This is a genomic window from Streptomyces sp. NPDC044704 (genome assembly GCF_056433525.1).
Window position 1 is genome coordinate 585,940 of record NZ_JBWKGY010000004.1, and the last position, 17,028, is coordinate 602,967.

Annotated in this window: 15 protein-coding genes; 11 read left to right on the plus strand and 4 right to left on the minus strand. The window is 73.7% G+C overall.

From position 1 onward, the window contains the following. Positions 1-108: 108 nt before the first annotated feature. Entirely contained in the window at positions 109-834 is a 726-nt protein-coding gene (locus tag AC07B0_RS13545) for a phosphatase PAP2 family protein (RefSeq protein WP_478898115.1), read from the minus strand. Positions 835-1,509: 675 nt separating this feature from the next. On the opposite strand from AC07B0_RS13545, the gene AC07B0_RS13550 reads away from it, so the two are divergent. From AC07B0_RS13550 to AC07B0_RS13570, 5 genes are all read left to right on the plus strand, one after another. Next, a complete protein-coding gene (locus AC07B0_RS13550; RefSeq protein WP_478898117.1) occupies positions 1,510-2,763 on the plus strand; it encodes an MFS transporter in 1,254 nt (417 codons plus the stop codon). Between the two features lie 148 nt (positions 2,764-2,911). Further along, positions 2,912-3,817: a 5'/3'-nucleotidase SurE gene (gene surE, locus AC07B0_RS13555; protein ID WP_478898119.1), complete on the plus strand. Its 906-nt coding sequence runs from the start codon at positions 2,912-2,914 to the stop codon at positions 3,815-3,817. 67 nt (positions 3,818-3,884) lie between these two features. Beyond that, positions 3,885-5,498, plus strand: coding sequence for a carboxylesterase/lipase family protein (locus tag AC07B0_RS13560; RefSeq protein ID WP_478898121.1), 1,614 nt, complete (start codon positions 3,885-3,887; stop codon positions 5,496-5,498). A 24-nt stretch (positions 5,499-5,522) separates the two neighbouring features. Further along, on the plus strand, positions 5,523-6,644 hold the full coding sequence (locus AC07B0_RS13565; protein ID WP_478898123.1) for a saccharopine dehydrogenase family protein: 1,122 nt from the start codon (positions 5,523-5,525) through the stop codon (positions 6,642-6,644). Further along, a complete protein-coding gene (locus tag AC07B0_RS13570) occupies positions 6,641-7,243 on the plus strand; it encodes a TetR/AcrR family transcriptional regulator (protein ID WP_478898125.1) in 603 nt (200 codons plus the stop codon). Before AC07B0_RS13565 ends, AC07B0_RS13570 begins: the two co-directional genes overlap by 4 nt. Before the next feature lie 81 nt (positions 7,244-7,324). On the opposite strand, the gene AC07B0_RS13575 is transcribed toward AC07B0_RS13570, so the two are convergent. Together AC07B0_RS13575 and AC07B0_RS13580 are read right to left on the minus strand one after the other, a co-directional pair. Then, entirely contained in the window at positions 7,325-7,834 is a 510-nt protein-coding gene (locus AC07B0_RS13575; protein WP_478898127.1) for a 2'-5' RNA ligase family protein, read from the minus strand. A gap of 12 nt (positions 7,835-7,846) precedes the next feature. Beyond that, positions 7,847-9,682, minus strand: a complete 1,836-nt coding sequence (locus AC07B0_RS13580; RefSeq protein WP_478898128.1) for a hypothetical protein — start codon at positions 9,680-9,682, stop codon at positions 7,847-7,849. Positions 9,683-10,252: 570 nt separating this feature from the next. Between AC07B0_RS13580 and AC07B0_RS13585 the strand changes: the two genes are divergently transcribed. The 6 genes from AC07B0_RS13585 to AC07B0_RS13610 all read left to right on the plus strand — a co-directional run bounded on the left by AC07B0_RS13585 (position 10,253) and on the right by AC07B0_RS13610 (position 15,487). Further along, a complete protein-coding gene (locus tag AC07B0_RS13585; protein WP_356881184.1) occupies positions 10,253-11,419 on the plus strand; it encodes an ATP-binding protein in 1,167 nt (388 codons plus the stop codon). Then, positions 11,416-11,817 carry a roadblock/LC7 domain-containing protein gene (locus AC07B0_RS13590; protein ID WP_356881182.1) on the plus strand — a complete coding sequence of 134 codons (402 nt, stop codon included), beginning with the start codon at positions 11,416-11,418 and terminating at the stop codon, positions 11,815-11,817. Before AC07B0_RS13585 ends, AC07B0_RS13590 begins: the two co-directional genes overlap by 4 nt. Further along, positions 11,814-12,188 carry a DUF742 domain-containing protein gene (locus tag AC07B0_RS13595; protein WP_356881180.1) on the plus strand — a complete coding sequence of 125 codons (375 nt, stop codon included), beginning with the start codon at positions 11,814-11,816 and terminating at the stop codon, positions 12,186-12,188. Before AC07B0_RS13590 ends, AC07B0_RS13595 begins: the two co-directional genes overlap by 4 nt. Further along, positions 12,163-12,756, plus strand: a complete 594-nt coding sequence (locus tag AC07B0_RS13600; RefSeq protein WP_356881178.1) for a GTP-binding protein — start codon at positions 12,163-12,165, stop codon at positions 12,754-12,756. Before AC07B0_RS13595 ends, AC07B0_RS13600 begins: the two co-directional genes overlap by 26 nt. A gap of 8 nt (positions 12,757-12,764) precedes the next feature. Continuing rightward, entirely contained in the window at positions 12,765-14,126 is a 1,362-nt protein-coding gene (locus AC07B0_RS13605) for a cytochrome P450 (RefSeq protein ID WP_478898130.1), read from the plus strand. A 290-nt stretch (positions 14,127-14,416) separates the two neighbouring features. Then, entirely contained in the window at positions 14,417-15,487 is a 1,071-nt protein-coding gene (locus AC07B0_RS13610) for a tryptophan dimethylallyltransferase family protein (RefSeq protein WP_478898132.1), read from the plus strand. Between the two features lie 75 nt (positions 15,488-15,562). On the opposite strand, the gene AC07B0_RS13615 is transcribed toward AC07B0_RS13610, so the two are convergent. Then, positions 15,563-16,909 carry a flavin-containing monooxygenase gene (locus tag AC07B0_RS13615; RefSeq protein ID WP_478898134.1) on the minus strand — a complete coding sequence of 449 codons (1,347 nt, stop codon included), beginning with the start codon at positions 16,907-16,909 and terminating at the stop codon, positions 15,563-15,565. Positions 16,910-17,028: the final 119 nt, after the last annotated feature.

The window sequence follows — 17,028 nt, forward strand, 5'->3', positions numbered from 1 at the left end:
CCTGCCCGCGCGCCCGGATGCGCGCCGACACCACCGAGACTATGTCGCATCTTTTGCGAACGTCAATGATTCGCTACATGCCGGGCCGCGAGCCCTCCGGCCGTCCGGTCACAGCCAGAGGCTGTCCGAGGCCATGCGCTCCGCCTCCGTCTCCAGCATCGGCGCGAAGGCGCGCCACAGCACCAGACAGGCCCCCGCGCCGAGCAGCACCCCGGCGAACGTGTCGCTGAGCCACTGGGCGTGCAGCCAGGTCCGGCTCCCCATCATCGAGAGCACGTACGCCCCCGCGACCGGCCACCACCAGCGCCGCGCGCGGCCCGGGAACACCACCACGGCCACGACGAACACCAAGGTCACGGCGCTGAACACCTGGCCGGAGGGGTACGAGCCGTCGTTGACCAGGACCCACGGGTGCGGCGGGCGCGGCCGGTCGGCCAGCTGCTTGAGCGGCAGCACCACGAGCACGTTGGCGACGACGGAGACGCAGAAGACGAACAGCCCCGACCGCCAGCGCCCGTAGACGCAGAGGCAGCCGATCAGGGCCAGGGGGAGCACCAGCCCGAGGGGGCCGCCGAGCCGGTCGAGGACGAGGAGCAACCCCTCGGCCGACCTTTCGCCCGAGGCCGCACCGACGGAGGCGGCCCAGCGGTCGTCCATCCCCTGGAAGAAGGGGCGCGGGTCGACGCGCAGCCACAGCGCGGTAGCCACCGACGCGAGCAGCAGGGCCACCCCGCTGACGAGCGCGTGCCGGGGCGGGGGCGCCGGCAACCGGTGCCGGGGTGGCCGCGCCGGGTGGGGCGGGGGCATGACGGGGTGCGACGGCGAGTGCTGCATGGCGGGCCTTTCACGGTCAGCTGCCCGGGCGGGAAGGAACGCGGGGCAGTCGCGGGAGCGGCGAGGCAGGAGCGGGGGCGGGGGCGGGGCGCGAGGGGGTGACGCACGGCCACCGCGGGGATGCGGTGCGCGGGGCAGCGATCCCGACGGAGCGGGCACGCAGGGGGAGACGGCCGGGAGCACACCACTGGGGATGGGTGGGCGCGAACGGAACAGCCACGGCGGCCACGGACGGGGACGGCCACAGACGGGACGGCCACGGACGAGGACGGCCACGGACGGCCACGGACCGATTGCTGCGCGGCACGGAGTATGGCCGATGCGCCAACGCCACCACAAGGGCAAGAGGGTTTCCGGCCCGTCCGGCGCGCCAGGCGGCCTGGACCGACCGGTTACACGTCATGGCATCCGGTACGGCATGACGGGTCTCCGCCCGGTCACGATCTGCACAACGTCGGTCCACAGGGCCTGGCGGAGCCTCCAAATGGGTGCTACACAGTGTCCAGCGCCGTTGGTGACACGTGTAACAACATCATGTGAACGGGTTCATCGGCCCGCGGCTCCCGGCAACACCCCTGCCCCGCCGCCCGCCGCCCCGCTGCCGCCCCGCGGCGCCCCTCCCCCACGCTCGACCGCTGCTCGTCACCTCCCCGCACCGTCCCCCGAGGAGTCGTCATGGCCACGAACGAAGTCGCCGGCCCGCTCGCCCCCGCAGCCGCGGAACCACCTCGCCAGCGCGCGCTGCTGCCCCTGCTGCTGGTCGCCAACTCCGCGATGATGGCGGTCTACATGGGAGTGGGTTCCGTACTCCTGCCCACCCAGATCGCCGCGATCGCCCCCGACGACAAGGTCGCCGTCCTGGGCCTGATCGGCGGGATCAGCGCCATCTTCGCGACCGCCTTCAACCCGATCGCGGGCGCGCTCTCCGACCGCAGCGGGCGCCGCGGTCCGTGGGTGCTGGGCGGCGCCCTCGGCTCCCTCGCAGGCCTCGCCTTCCTGGGGAGCGTGACGACGGCCCTGCTCGTGGGCATCGGCTGGTGCCTGGTCCAGGCCACCATGAACGTCTACCAGGCCGCCGTCACCGCCATCGTGCCCGACCGGGTCCCCGCGGTCCGACGCGGCACCGCGTCCGCGCTGGTGGGGCTCGGGCTGCCGATCGGCGGCACGGTCGGCGTCCTCGTCGCGTCCGGGACCGCCGAGCACCTGCGCACCGGATACCTCGTCTTCGGCGCGATCGTCGCCCTGGCCGCCGTGCTGCTCACGACGTTCTGCCGGGACGTCCCGCGCACCGGGCCGCAGGACCCCGCGCCGGCCGCGCCGAAGGGGGCCCAGTGGGCCGCCTTCCTCTCCGCCCTCGCCCACCACGACTTCCGGTGGGCCTTCATCGGCCGGGCCCTGATGGTCCTCGGGTACTTCTCCGTCGTCGGCTACCAGCTGTACATCCTCGACGACCACATCGCGCTGCCCGCCGGGCTGACGCCGCCCGCCGCGATGGCCGTCCTCACCCCGGTGTCGATGGTCGCGATGGCCGTGTCCACCGTCGTCGGCGGTCTGCTGTCCGACCGGTGGAACCGCCGCAAGGTGTTCGTCGGGGTGTCCGCGGCGCTGGCGGGCGTCGTGATGGCGATCCCGGTCGTCAGCCCGACGTGGACGGGCATGCTCGTCTTCAGCGCCCTCAACGGGCTCGCGTTCGGCTGCTTCATGGCCGTCGACACCGCCCTCGTGACCCTGGTCCTGCCGCGCGCCGAGGACGCCGCCCGCGACATGGGCGTCCTCAACATCGCGAACGCGGGGCCGCAGATCATCGCCCCCTTCGTCGCCTCGGCCGTGGTCACGGCCCTGGGCGGCTACACCCCGCTGTTCCTCGTCGGCGGGGCCCTGTCCCTGATCGGCGCCCTGGCGATCCTCCCGATCCGCAGCGTGCGCTGACCTCCCCCGGCCCGGTCACGTGACCGGGCCGGTCCGCGCTCCGGCGGGCGGGCGCCGAGGGTCGCCCGCCCGCCGGTCACCGCCCGGCTCCACCCCGCCCTCGCCGTTCCCTCCCGCATCTCCAATCCCTTCTCCTGAGGAGCACTCCGTGAGACGCAAGCGAGTTCTGCCGCTGGCCGCCCTGGTGCTGTGCGCGCCCGCCCTGGCGGGCACGGCTCCCGCCAACGCCTCACCGCAGGCCGCGCCCGCCGGGCCGCTGCGGATCCTGCTGACGAACGACGACGGCTACAACGCCCCGGGCATCCGCAAGGCGTACGAGCGCCTGACCGCGGCCGGACACGACGTCACGATCGTCGCCCCGCTGACCAACCAGAGCGGCGCCGGCACCAAGATGGCGAACGCACCCACCGTCACGGTGAAGCACCCGGAGCCGAAGGTGTGGGCCGTGGACGGCTCCCCCGGCGACTCGGTGGCCTTCGGGCTGGCGGAGGTCTTCGCGGACCGCGCCCCGGACCTGGTGGTCTCCGGTACGAACTTCGGTCCGAACGTCGCCGGGCTCGCCACGCACTCCGGCACCGTCGGCGGCGCCGTCACCGCGCTGGAGTCCGGGGTTCCGGCCATCGCGCTGAGCACCGGCGGCCTGTCCGTGCCCGACCCGGTCACGACCGTCAACGCGATGGGTCCCACGATGGAGTTCGCCGTGAAGCTGATCGACCGGCTGCGCGCCCGCGCGCGGTCCGGTCCGCTGCTGCCCGAGGGCGTGGGCCTGAACGTCAACCATCCCGTCGTCGGAGCGGAGGGCAAGGGCACGGCCGCCGGGGTCGCCACCACCTTCCAGGACCCGCAGACCGTGCTGGAGCCGGACTACACCGATGCCGGCGACGGCACGTGGAAGGTGTCGGTCAAGGTGGCCCTGCGGCCCGCCGCCAAGGGCGGTGACCTGGAGGCCCTGAGCGCGGGCAAGATCGCCGTGAGTCCCGTGAACCCCGACTGGAACGCCGGACCGGCCGACCGGGCCGTGGCCTCCGTCCTGCTCGCCGGGCTCCGCCCGTAACCCACCCGCCGGCCGGGGCGGGGCGCGCCCCGCCCCGGCCGCTTCGCCCTTCCTGGAGGACGGACGCATGAAGTGGACCTGGCAGCGGCTGCTCCGGCCGGCTGCGGTACGACCCCTGTTCGGTACGGCCCTCGCGCTGGCGGCGCTGCTCGTCCCGGCGGCCCCGGCCACCGCCTTGCCGGGCGGATCCTCCCGCCCGGTGGTGGCCGTCGCGCAGGGCGGCCTGCGCGGGCAGGAGCGGGAAGGGGCGCAGGAGTTCCTCGGCGTCCCGTACGCCGCTCCCCCGGTCGGGGCGGCGCGGCTGCGGGCGCCGCAGCCGCCGGCCCGGTGGAAGGGGGTGCGGGAGGCGGTCCGGCAGGCCCCCGCCTGCCTGCAGTTCTCACCGTTCGGGCTGCGGGACCCCGCGGCCGTCAGCGAGGACTGCCTGTACCTGGACGTGTACCGGCCCCGTGGCGCCCGTCCCGGAGCGCGGCTTCCGGTGGTGGTCTGGATGCACGGGGGTGCGTACAGCCAGGGCACGGGGACCCAGTTCGGCGGCCGGACGATGGCCGAGCTCACGCAGAGCGTCGTGGTCAGCGTCAACTACCGGCTGGGACAGCTCGGTTATCTGGGCCTGCCCGAGCTGGCCGCCGAGAACGGGCGCCGTTCCGGTTCCTTCGGGCTGATGGACCAGATCGCGGCGCTGCGCTGGACGCGGGAGAACATCGGCGCGTTCGGCGGGAATCCTGGGAGCGTCACCGTCTCCGGGCAGTCGGCGGGCAGCGGTTCCGTCTGCGCCCTGCTGGCGGCGCCGTCGGCCGCGGGACTGTTCCACCGGGCCGTGTTGCAGAGCGGGCCGTGCACGCTGCTGGGTACGCCGGACACCGCGCGGGCGGAGGCGGAGGCGCGGACCTTCGCCGCGCGGGCGGGCTGCGCCGGTCCGGCCGGGGTCCCCGCGTGCCTGCGCTCCGCCGCGGGTCCGGCTCTGGTCGAGGCGGCGCGTACGGTGCCCACGTCGGGCCCGGCCTCCGGTGACGGGCTGCTGCCGGTCGCGCCGGCCCGGGCCATCGGGAGCGGGGCCTGGAACAAGGTGCCGGTGCTGATCGGGAGCACCCGTTCGGAGGCCCGGTTCTTCGTCGCGCTGACGCAGCCGTACCTGACGGCGGAGCAGTACGCGGCGCAGGTGCTCGCCCGGTACGGGGCGGCGGGGCCGGAGGTCCTGGCCCGCTATCCGGTGTCGGAGCACGGCTCGCCCTACCTGGCGCTGTCGGCGGTGATGACCGACTCCACGTTCGCCTGCCACACGGCGTGGACGGCTCGGCTGTTCGCGGGTCAGGTGCCGACGTACGCGTACGAGTTCGACGACCCGGACTCGCCCACGCTCGCGGGGGCGCGGGTACCGGGGCTGGACCAGTCGAACGCGCACAGCGCGGAGCTCGCCTACCTGCACGACTTCACCATGGGGGAACGGCCGCTGACGCCGGTTCAGGTCGCCCTCGCGACCGCGATGAAGCGCTACTGGGGGGCCTTCGCCCGCTTCGGCAGCCCGGTCGTACCGGGTCAGGCGGCGTGGCCGCCGGCGGCGGGGGCGGGTGCCGTGAGCGTCCTGACCCTCGCCCCGGGGGCGACGCGTACGGGTACGTCGTTCGAGACGGACCACCAGTGCGCCTTCTGGCGGGCCCAGCCGGAATCGCATTTTTAGGTCATCTGACCTAGAGTGTGGCTCATGATCACCGAACCGATCGACGAGCTGCGCCCGGACCCCTCCGGCCCCGTCCTGATCACCGGCGGCTACGGCACCGTGGGCGCCGAGATCGCCCGCATCCTGGCCGTGGACACCCCGACCCTGCTCACCGGCCGCAACCCCGACCGCGGCAGGGCACTGGCCGCCGAGGTCGGGGGCGAGGTGCGCGCCTGGGACCTGGCGGACCCCGCTCCCTTCCGGGCGGCCGTCCGGGCCGTCGTCGGCTCGGTCAACGACCCCGACGACCGGGTGCTGCACGCCGCCGCGGCCGGTGGCGTGCCCTACGTCGACATCACCCGGTGGACGGGCCGGATGCAGCGGGCCGTCACCGTCGCCGCGCTGCTGCGGCCGGCCGCGCCGGTGCTGCTGTCCTCCGCCTGGATGGGCGGGGTCAGCAGCCTGGTGGCCGCCGCGCTGGCCGGGGACCTGGGCGGCGCCGAACGGGTCGAGATCGCGGTGCGCTGGGACATGGCCGACCGGGCCGGGGCGGATTCCGTCGAGTTCATGGACCGGCTGGGCGTGGCGTTCGAGGTGGTGGACGGCGGGAGGCGCCGGCTCGCCTCCCCGATGACGGAGGCCCGTACGGTCCGCATCGGCGGAGCGCCCGTACGGGTCGCGCGCATCGACACCCCGGAGCAGTTCACCCTGCCGCTGACCCTCGGCACCACCACCGCGGCCACCCGCATCGGGTTCAGCTCCCCGGCCGCGACCAGGGCGCTCCTCGCGCTGCGGGGTACGGGATTCTTCCGCTGGGCCGGCGGGGAGCGCTGGGCGCCGGCGCGCCGGGCCTTGCTGCACTCGCCGGGCGACGGCGGAACGGCCCGGCTGCGCGTCGACGTCACCCACCGCGGGCGCACGCGCACCGCGACCGTCACCGACCCGCTCGGGCAGCACCACCTGACGGCCGTCGGGGCCGTGCTGGGCCTGCGCCGCGTCCTGGGCACCGACGGTTCCCCCGCTCCCCGGGGCGTGGTCTTCCCGGAGCAGCATCCGGATCCGGCCCGCGCGGTCGAGCTGCTCGCCGCGCACGGTGTCGGCCTCGCCTTCGACGCGGAGGGCGACGCCTTCGGTCCGGACCGCGGCCGGGCCGGGGCCGCCGCATGAGCGCCGCGGCGGGGCCGACGCCCAAGGGCCGGGAGCGGCGTACGGCCCTCCTCGACGCGGCCGAGCGCGTCCTCACCTCTTCCGGAGGGGCCGAACTCACCCTGCGGGCCGTCGCCGAGGAGGCCGGTGTCCGGCTGGGTCACCTCCAGTACTACTTCCCGGCCCGTTCCGCCCTCCTGTCGGCGCTCCTCGACCGGGTCCTCGCCTCCTCCCTTGAGCGGGTCACGGGCCTCGCCCTCGCGAGCGCGGACGGCGCCGGCCACGGGGCCCTCCTCGACGGCGTCCTGTCCGACCACGACGATCCGCGCCTGGTACGGCTGTTCACCGAGGTGTGGGCGCTGGCCGCGCACGACGAGGAGGCGGCCGCGGCGGTCCGTGCGTTCTACGGCCAGTACGCCGCGCACGTGGCGGCGTTCGTCCGGGAGCACGCGCCGGACCTGAGCGCGGCCGAGGCCCACGACCGGGCGGAGGTGTTCGTCATGCTGATGGAGGGGTCGTCCCTGTTCCGCTCCGGGATCACCGGCCGCCGTACGGCCGGGGCCGACGCCCGTCTGCGGGAGACCGCGCTCGCCCTGCTCCTGGGTGCCACCCGCCCCTGATCGGGAGCGGGCCGCGCGCCCGCCCCCGCGGTACCGCGCCCCGGCAGGCGGTCGACGCGTCCGGCGGACCGGCCGGGGCGGTCAGGAGAACGGCGCGGAGAGCCTGCGCCGCCAGCCCCGGTCGGTCAGGACGACGACGTGGGCCGCCTCCGCCCGGGCCCGGAGGGGAAGGAGGCGGCCGAGCCGGTCGCTCACCTGCCGGGCTTCCACGTCGTCCCCGCCCAGTGCCACGGTGACGTGGGCCAACGGGGATTCCCCGAACCGGCCGCCGTAGGGGCGCAGGTGCGGCCAGGCGTCGTGGAACGTCCGGACGGCCGGGCCGAGTTCGGCGGCGTCGACCGCGACGAAACCCGGAGCCGTCACCGTCCGGCGCAGCACGACGTCCGTCGGCGGGAGCGGGCCGGCCAGCCGGTGGACCGCCCCGTCCGTGTCGTCGCCGAGTTCCGCGGCGGGCACGAACGGGTAGAGGAGGGTCACGTGAGCGGGCAGGCCCGGCCGGACCAGGGCCGGGTTCACCTGCCGGGCCGCTTCCAACAGCACGTTCGCGGTGGGGAGTTCGATCACGATGGCGGTCGTTCCGATGGCTGGCACGGCGCCATCATTTCATCCGCGGTCCGCGGGGCCCGGTCCGCGGTGCCGCCGGTCCGCGGTAGCGCCTGGCCGCATGGCCGCGGTGCCGCCCGTGAGCGTCGCCCCGATACGGGCGCGCAGTTCCTCGTCCTCCAGGATGGCCCGGTAGTCGCCGTACCGCGACACCCTGCGGTCCCCGGCGGTCAGCGCCTCCAGCGCCGCGCGGACCGGCGGGGCGAGGGGGTCGTGCCGGTCGAGCGCGGCCAGGGCGTGGGCGAACGTCCAGTCGAGCGGTTCCCCGCCCACGGCGAACGCCAGTACCGTCGCCTCCGCCCGCTCCCGCTCCATCGGCGGCGGGGCCCACTGCGGGTACGGGATCGTCTCCCCGGGGAGCAGCGGGTCCTCCCCCCACGCCAGGAGCACCTCCCGCAGGTCCGTGACCAGCCATCCGCCGCGCGCGATCTCGTCGCGCAGGGCCTCGCGCACCGCGGGCAGCAGCAGCGCGGCGTGTTCGCGCAGGGGCCGGAGCACGTCGGCGACGTCCGGCTGCCGCGGGTCGGCCGGGGCGTAGCCCCTGCCCGGCAGGTCGCGGTACGGGGCGACGAGCCGCTCGACGAGGTCCGGCAGGGCGCGCGGGTCCCCGATCCTGGTCAGCGCCCACCGGGCGTGGCCGCCGACGGTGCCGTCGAAGTACTCCGCCTCCCCGGGGTCGTCGAGGAGGCCGGCGAGCCGGTCGGCGTGCGGGGCCGCGCGGCGGCCGAGCACCGCCATCAGGTGCGCCGCCCTGTAGCGCACGCCGTCGTCCGGGTCGTCCAGCAGCGCGGCCGCCACCGGCAGCAGGGCGTCGGCGGCTGACGGCCGGTCCACCAGCAGCCGCCACCCGAGGTCCAGCGCGCACCGGCGCAGCCCCGCGTCGCCCGTCCGGTTCCCGGCCGCCGCGAGGTCGGTCACGAACCGGGCCCGTGCGGGCGTGTCGGGCTCCAGCAGGTGGTCCACCCGGGCTGCGACGTCGTCCCGGTGGTACGGGTACTCGCAGTCCCGGAGGTACCAGACCGCCTCGAAGGCCGGGGCGAGCGCGGGGTCGGTGAGGGCGTCGAGGAGGACGGGGTAGGCGCGCTGTGGCGACCGGGCGTCCAGGTGCGCCGTCGCGACGACGGCCGCGACCCGCATCACCCGGTCCTCGGCCCGGAAGACGCGGTCCAGCAGGGCCCGCACCTCGGTGACGACGGCGTGCGCGGGGTCCTCGGCGGCCGCGGCCTCGCCCAGGCTCAGCAGTACGGCCACGCGGACGGCGGGGTCCGTCTCCTCGCGCCACCGGTCGAGGAGGAGACCGGTCCGGCCGGCGAACAGCTGGAGCGCGGACCGCCGGATCGCGGGATCCGCGTCCCGGAGCAGCCCGTGCAGGCGGGGCCCCTGCGTGCGCCAGGCGGCGCCCCAGCCCGGGTCCACCGACGCCGGGTCACCGGCCCCGGTGTCGGCGGCCCCGGCGTTCTCGGCGTCCTCGGCGTTCTCGGCGTTCTCGGCGCTCCCGGCGTTCTCGGCCAGGTACACGAGGAGGTCGACCAGGTCCGGGCGGGCGGCCCCGTCCGGGGCGAGGACGAGGTCCACGAGGAAGGGCAGCGCCGCCGTGGCCGCGCTGGTGATCTGCTTCCAGCCCAGGAGGAGGTCCTGCAGATCGACGCAGGCCCGCTCCACCGCCTTCGGCCGGGTGGCGGCGTCCTCCCGGCCGAGGCGGCGGAGCGCCTTCGGTACCTCGGTCGCCGGCCGGTCGGGCTGCACCGTCTCCAGTGCCTTCCAGTCCACTGCGTCCAGCCCGTCCAGCATGCCCACCGCCCGCCCCTCGGCGGGCACCTCCCGCCTGCGCGGCATCCTGTCACCGCGGGGGACGGCGGGCTCGGAATTTCCCGGCGGGCTCTCGCCTTCCGGGGGCGCCGCCCATCGGGGCGCGGCGGCGATCCGGTGACGACGGCCCGCCTTTCGCTCGACGCTGCGCGAAGTCGCACCGCGTTCGTCCCACCATCCGGTCGGTACGCAGGGATACACGACGGCAATTCCCGGCCATCCACGAATGCCGACGAACTCGCACCGTGCGGATCGCCGGGCCGCCACCGAGCACCGAAAGCCGTAGATGACCTTTATCGGACACCGCGCCGGGCCGGGCGGAACTTCGGTTGAGAGAAGTTCGTCCCGTACTGCATTGACATCCGGCGGAGCCTGCCGGATCGGGCCAATGGGCCTCAGCAAGCCCCATGGTGACGGTCGGTCACCTACTGACACCCAGTGATACGATCATCGCGCTTGCGGAGCGGCGGATGGGCGCAAAACGACATCTCCGACCACGGCGACCTTCCGGTCGGTGCCCCCGGTACGGACGGTCCGCCGGTCCACCCGCATTGACGGAATTCAGCAACTGGCCGTCAGTCGCCTGAAGAGAGTCTTATGACGTATTACATACAGAACCCAGTGCTCTGGGCCCTTCTCGCCGCCGTCGTCGGCGCGGTCGCCGTCATTGTTCGCCAACGCCGGGCGGCCCGGGACCTGCGGCACGAGATCGCCGAGATGAGAACGCACTACGCAGCATTGGAGAACAGCTTCTCGGCATCCGTCCAGGCCGAGAAGGAACAGGCCCAGGACGCGACCAAATCGGTCCTGAAGTCCGCGATGCGGACACTCCAGGGCCTGGCCGCCGAACAGCAGTCGGTCCTCTCCGGGCTGCAGAACAAGTACGGCGAGTCCCTCATTCTCCAGGACCTCCTGGAGATCGACCACACGAACTCTCAGTTCGGTCGGCGCGCGCAGTCCATCGCCGTGCTGTGCGACGGCTGGCTGGGCCGGCAGCGCGAGGTCGCCTCGGTTTATGACGTGGTCCGCAGTGCGCAGGGCAGGATCCGGCACTTCCGGCGGGTCGAAATCCTTTCGCAGGTCGACTTCGGCATCACGAACCGGGCCGTCGAACCCGTGGCACTGGCTCTCGCCGAGCTGCTCGACAACGCCACCAGCTATTCCAGCCCGGACACCGTGGTCGAAATCAACATCCGGACCGTCCCCAAGGGAATCTGCATCGTCGTCGACGACGCCGGTGTCGGCATGAACGACGAGGAGAGGTCCCGGGCCACGAAGCTCCTGTCGACCGAGCGGGTCTCCGGGGTCTCCGGACTGGGCAGCCCCCCGCAGTTCGGCTTCGCGGTGATCGGCGTGCTCTCCGAGCGCTTCGGCTTCGAAGTGTCCGTGGACTCCAGCTCACCGTACGGAGGCGTCCGCGCGGTCCTCCTCCTGCCGCACGAGCTGCTCACCGGCATGCCGGAGCGCAGGTCGCCGGCCCCGCCGGTCTCCGGCTCCGCCACGCTCTCCGGCGGTCCCGAAGCGGCGGTGAGCACGTCCTCGACGGTCGACGGCCTGCCGCGGCGCAGCCGCAAGCGGCCGATGGCGATCGTGCCCGGAACCGCGTCGGGCACGCCGTCGGCGGGCCGTTCCGACGCGGAGGCCGCGGCGATCATGGGGGCCTTCCAGCGGGGCACGCTGTCCGGCAGGACGACGCCCGCGGACGCGGCGGGTCAATCGAGCAGCACACGTGATGCGAGCAGCGAAGGGCATGAGTTCTCGTGAACAACGATCTGTCATGGATGCTTGACAGCGCCTTGGAGATACCCGGGGCGCTGCACGCGGTCCTGGTCTCCGCCGACGGGCTGCTGATGGCCAGGACCAGGGACTTCGACAAGGACGGCGCGGACACGGTCGCCGCCGCGATGAGCGGCGTGCAGTCGCTCAGCCGCTCGCTCGGGTTCTTCATCGAGGCGGGCCACATGCGGTGGCGGCAGACGCTGGTCGAGTTCGACGGCGGCTGGGTCTTCCTGATCTCCGCCGGGGAGGGCGCGTACCTCGGCGTCTCGGCCTCGCCGGACGTGGACATGCAGGACATCACCTTCCGGATGCAGCAGCTCGTCGGCCAGCTCGGCAAGGCGCTGACGACACCGCCGCGCGAGAACCTCGGCGCCCGGTCATGACCGGGTTCGACGGACTGGAGCCCGAGGCGGATTTAGTACGTCCCTATGTCATCACCAAGGGACGCGGCCTGCCCGACGAGGCGAAGCTGTCCCTGATCACCCTGGTCACCGCGGCGGGCGACCAGCAGCAGCGTCCGACCCAGCTGTCCCCCGAGGAGCAGGGCCTGCTGGACCTGTGCACCGCCGGCTACCTCTCGGTCGCCGAGATCGCGGGGCACACACGGCTGCCCATGGGCGTGGTGAAGATCCTCCTCTCCGCCCTCACCGAGGGCGGCTACCTCATCACCCGACCTCCCGTGCAGCGCGCCCCGCTCACGGACCGGCACATCCTGGAGGAGGTGCTGAATGGGCTCCGCACCAAGTTTGGCTGAGCAGGCGTACGTTCGCGCCGGAGCGACGCAGACCGCCGTGAAGATCCTCGTGGTCGGTCACTTCGCCGTGGGCAAGACCACCTTCATCGGTGCGATATCGGAGATCCCCCCGCTGTCCACCGAGGAGACGATGACGCGCGCCGGCGAGTCGTTCGACGACCTCAAGGGGGTCCGGAGCAAGACCACCACGACGGTGGCCATGGACTTCGGCCGCCTGACCATCAGCGAACGCGTGGTGCTGTACCTGTTCGGGACACCCGGCCAGCAGCGCTTCGTGCAGATGTGGGAGGACATGGCGCGCGGCGCCCTCGGGGCCCTGGTCCTCGTGGATCCCGAACGGCTCGCGGACTCCTTCGCCGTCATCGACCTGATCGAGCACTACGGGCTCGACTACGCGATCGCCATCAACCGCTTCGACGGCACGCCGGGCCACGAGGAGCGGGCGCTGCGCGAGGCGCTGGACCTGCTCCCCGACACTCCGGTCGTCACCTGTGACGCGCGCGACGAGAAATCGTCCGCCGCCGCACTGATCACACTCGTCCGCTACTTGCTGGACCGCGCTCACTAGGAGCAGGAATGAACGCTCGACCCACCCCCACCGCACCCGTGCCCCCGCCCGGGTGCCCCGCCCACATGACCGGCGGCCGGGTGCCGTTGCACGGACCGGGGTTCGCGGCCGACCCGCAGGCGTACTACGCCTACCTGCGGCACTACGGCCCGGCCGCGCCCGTGGAGCTCGCTCCGGGGGTGGAGGCCACCCTCGTCACCGACTACTCGGCGGCGCTGCAACTCCTTCAGGACTCCGGGTCCTTCCGCAAGGACGCGCGGCGCTGGCGGGACCTCGGCGAGGGCCGGGTGCCGGCGGACAGCCCGGTCACCCCGCTGCTCGCGTACCGCCCCAACTGCATGTTCACGGACGGCGCCGAGCACTTGCGGCTGCGCCAGGCCGTCACCGACAGCATGGCGCGGGTCGACCCGCGCACACTGAGCCGGAGCACCGGGAAGATCTCGGAGTACCTCATCTCCCAGTTCGGTGACCGCGGTTCGGCCGACCTGCTCGGCGACTACGCCAAGCAGCTGCCGCTGTTCGTGTTCAACGAACTCTTCGGCTGCCCCGCGGAGATCGGCGACCGGGTCCTGTTCGGCATATCCGGGATGTTCGACGGGGTCAACGCCGAGCGGGCCACCGAGGTGCTGTTCCAGGCCGTCGGCGAACTGGTCGCGCTCAAGCGGACCCGTCCCGGCGACGACGTCACGTCGTGGCTGATGGAACATCAGGCCGCCCTCACCGATGAGGAGATGGTCCATCAGCTCGCCCTGTTGCTGGGCGCGGGCGCGGAGCCGCTGCGCAATCTCATCGGCAACCTCCTGCACCGGCTGCTCACCGACGACCGGTACGCCGACGGGGGCGGGCTGATCGACGAGGCCCTCGACGACACGCTGTGGGACAACCCGCCGATGTCGAACTACGCGCCGCACTACCCGGCGTCCGACATGGAGTTCGCCGGGGAGAAGCTGCGCGCGGGCGATCTGGTGCTGGTGAGTTTCGCGGCCGCCAACACCGGGCCGGCGCTGACGGCCGCACGTCAGGCCGGCAGCAACCGGGCCCACCTGTCGTGGAGCGCGGGACCGCACGCCTGCCCGTCGAAGGAGCCCGCCCGGCAGATCACCGTGACCGCCGTGGAGAACCTCCTCAACCAGCTCCCCGACATCGAACTCGCCGTGCCCGAGGACAGTCTCGTCTGGCGGCCCGGCCCCTTCAACCGGGGTCTCGTCACGCTGCCCACCCGGTTCACCCCCGTCAGGACGGCGGGCCGGGCGGCTCCGCACGAGCACCCGGGTACCCCCTCGGCCGAGTCGGGCGGGACGGCGGGCTCGGGCCGCGGACGGGAACGCGGCGGCATGTGGAGCCAGTTCCTGAACTGGCTGACCAAGTGATCCAGCCAAACTCCGAGTGACCGATCACCACCGCATGATGGTTCCGCTTCGCGGGTAGTCAGCAGCTTTGTTTCTGCTACGCGAGGTGAAGGAGTGCCGTGGATCACATGTCCGCCGCCGCCACTGTCATGCAACAGCGCACCGGGGTGGGCCCGTTCAGCGCACGCCCCGCCCGGCGGTCTCCGGCGCGGCCGCTCCCGTCCATGACGGGAGCGGCGGAGTCCACATCTCCGCTCTCGGTTCCGCATACGTCTGATGGAGAATCACTCGGCGGTCATGCGGCGAGACAGGTGCTGCGGTTGTGCGAGGCCGTGGGGCTGGGCGGGGCCGACTCCGCGGAGTACGCACGGACCCTGCTCGCCCTGCTGGGCTCCGCCGCCGGACGGCCCCTCGGCCTGCCGCCCGCCGACACCTTCCTCTCGGACGACCACACGCCGGTGGAGTACTCGCTCTCCTTCGCACCCGGCGCGGAGCCGGTCCTGCGCGTGCTGCTGGAGCCGGGGTACGGGGCCGGCAGCCTGGCGGAGAACGGCCGCGCCGGCCTGCGGGCCGTGCGCGGGGCGGCGCGGCGCTGGGGATTCGACACCATGCGGCTGGACGTCCTGGAGGACCTCTTCTTCCCCGCGGACCCCCAGGGCCCGCTGGCGCTGTGGTGCGCGCTGGAGTTGCTCCCCGGCGGCGTGCCCAAGGTCAAGGTGTACCTGAACCCCGCGGCATCGGGGCAGGAACGTTCCGCCGCGACGGTGCGCGAGGCGCTGCGCCGGCTCGGCCACCGGGAGGCGTTCGAGGCCCTCCCCCCGGGCGACCGCCACCTCTTCTTCGCCCTGGACCTGGGTGACTGGGACGAGCCGCGGGTGAAGGTCTACCTCGCGCACGACGGCCTCTCGGCCGCGGAGGCCCCCGGCCTGTCCCGCACGGGCGCCGCCCCCGAACGCCTGGAGATCGAGCGCTTCTTCCGCACCGCTTCCGGACGCGGAACCGGCGGCCCCGGCGGAGCGGACGAACCGCTCGACCGGCGGCCGGGCCTGACCTGCCACGCCTTCACCGACACGGAGACCGCCCTGCCCGGCGGGTTCACCCTGCACGTACCGGTCCGCGACTACGCCCGGCACGACGGGGAGGCCCTCGACCGTGCGGTGGCCGTGCTCGGCCACCACGGCATCGACGCGGCCCCCCTCGTCCGCTCGCTGGCGGCGGTGACCTCCCGGCGGCTGACGGACGGTGTCGGGCTGATCGCCTACCTGGGGCTGGCGCACCAGCAGGGCCGGCCGCCGCGGGTGAACGCGTACATCTCCTCGGAGGCGTACGCGGTCAGGCCGCCGGCCGGCCCGTCCTTGCGGCGGGCGCGAGCCGGCCACTGACGCTTCTCGGCGGCGGTGGAGCCGCCCGGTGGCCAACCCGCCGGGCCGCTCCACTGCCGTCCGCCGCCGTGCGGCCTACGCCCCTTCCAGCTCGCGCAGTTCACGCAGGTACGGGCCGACGTCGACCTGGATGCAGGCCCCCTCGGTCATCCCGTAGCGCGCCTCGATCCCGCTCAGGTACGCGTCCACCTCCTCCCGCATGGCCTCCGGGGTGGGCAGGGTCACCTCCCCGGCGACGATCCGGGCCACCCACCGCGACTGGGCCTCGACGAGCCGCGTGACGGAGCCGTGGGGGCGGATCAGGCCGACGAAGTACAGGCCGGCCCGGTCGGGTGCGACGACCCGCTCGTACAGCTCGACGGGACCCTGCCGCGGGCCCGCGGGACATCCGGCGGGCAGGAACGGGAAGGCCATGCGGAAGCCCGTGCAGTAGACGATCGCGTCCGCCTCCTCGGTGGTTCCGTCGGTGAAGGACACCTTGCCGCCGTCGAGGGAGGCGATCGCGGGCCTCGGGACCACCCCTCCGTGCCGTATCCGGCTGAGGATCTCGTCGGAGATGGTCACCGCCGAGGAGAAGACCGGGTGGTCGGGCTCCGGCAGTCCGTAGTCCGACAGCTTCCCGCGCGCCACGAGCAGTGACTGCTCGACGAAGCGGCGCTGCTCCGGGAAGGACATCTCGCTCCACCACGGGGCGTCGGCGATGAGGTCCACGGAGGTGCCGAAGAGCTGCTTGGGCACGATGTGCAGTCCCCGGCGGACGGACAGCAGGGTCCGTGCGGCGTGCCGGGACAGGTCCGCGGCGATGTCGACGGCCGACGCCCCCAGTCCGACGACGACGACCCGCTGCCCCGCGAAGTCGCCGCCGTCCCGGTAGTCCATGGAATGGAGGATCCTGCCGGTGAAGGATCCGGCGCCCGGCGGCAGGGGGTCCGGCAGCGACGGCTCGGTGTTGTGGCCCGAGGCCACGACCACGTGCCCGAAGCGCCGCTCCGTGACCCCTCCCCCGGCGTCCCGGCTGGTGACGGTCCAGACGTTGTCGTCTTTGTCGTCTCCTTGGCGTACGGAGAGCACCTCGGTGCGCAGCTCGATGCGGGGCGGCAGCCCGGCCCATTCGGCGAAGGACCGCAGGTAGGCGGCGACATCGCTGTGCCGGGGGTACAGGGGCAGTTCGGGCGGCATCGGGAAGCCGGAGTACCCGGTGAGCTGTTTGGCGGTGTTCAGGTGCAGCGACTCGTATCCGGGGCCCGGCTCGCCGGCTCCCGGCCGGCGCCATATCCCCCCGACGTCGGGTGCCTTCTCCAGGCAGACGAAGTCGATTCCCGCGGCCGAGAGCGCGTGTGCGGCCGCCAGACCCGACAGACCCGCACCGATGACGCACACGGTCGCGGCGGTGGGAGCACCGCCCGTACCTGACCTGTTCAAGGACCCCTCCACAGAACACCATCCGTCTTCGTACCGGGCGTCGGCTTCCCTGCCGGTCCTCGCCGGACTCGGGCACACGGGGACACGGCGGCGCGGGGACCGCCGCGACGGGTCGTCGT

What these genes read in the sequence shown, in the direction of transcription:
- AC07B0_RS13550 (WP_478898117.1), top strand. Translation starts at nt 1,510, where the DNA reads ATGGCCACGAACGAAGTCGCCGGCCCGCTCGCCCCCGCAGCCGCGGAA.
- AC07B0_RS13565 (WP_478898123.1), top strand. Translation starts at nt 5,523, where the DNA reads ATGATCACCGAACCGATCGACGAGCTGCGCCCGGACCCCTCCGGCCCC.
- AC07B0_RS13595 (WP_356881180.1), top strand. Translation starts at nt 11,814, where the DNA reads ATGACCGGGTTCGACGGACTGGAGCCCGAGGCGGATTTAGTACGTCCC.
- AC07B0_RS13545 (WP_478898115.1), bottom strand. Translation starts at nt 834, where the DNA reads ATGCAGCACTCGCCGTCGCACCCCGTCATGCCCCCGCCCCACCCGGCG.
- AC07B0_RS13600 (WP_356881178.1), top strand. Translation starts at nt 12,163, where the DNA reads ATGGGCTCCGCACCAAGTTTGGCTGAGCAGGCGTACGTTCGCGCCGGA.
- AC07B0_RS13580 (WP_478898128.1), bottom strand. Translation starts at nt 9,682, where the DNA reads ATGCCGCGCAGGCGGGAGGTGCCCGCCGAGGGGCGGGCGGTGGGCATG.
- AC07B0_RS13605 (WP_478898130.1), top strand. Translation starts at nt 12,765, where the DNA reads ATGAACGCTCGACCCACCCCCACCGCACCCGTGCCCCCGCCCGGGTGC.
- AC07B0_RS13560 (WP_478898121.1), top strand. Translation starts at nt 3,885, where the DNA reads ATGAAGTGGACCTGGCAGCGGCTGCTCCGGCCGGCTGCGGTACGACCC.
- AC07B0_RS13585 (WP_356881184.1), top strand. Translation starts at nt 10,253, where the DNA reads ATGACGTATTACATACAGAACCCAGTGCTCTGGGCCCTTCTCGCCGCC.
- AC07B0_RS13570 (WP_478898125.1), top strand. Translation starts at nt 6,641, where the DNA reads ATGAGCGCCGCGGCGGGGCCGACGCCCAAGGGCCGGGAGCGGCGTACG.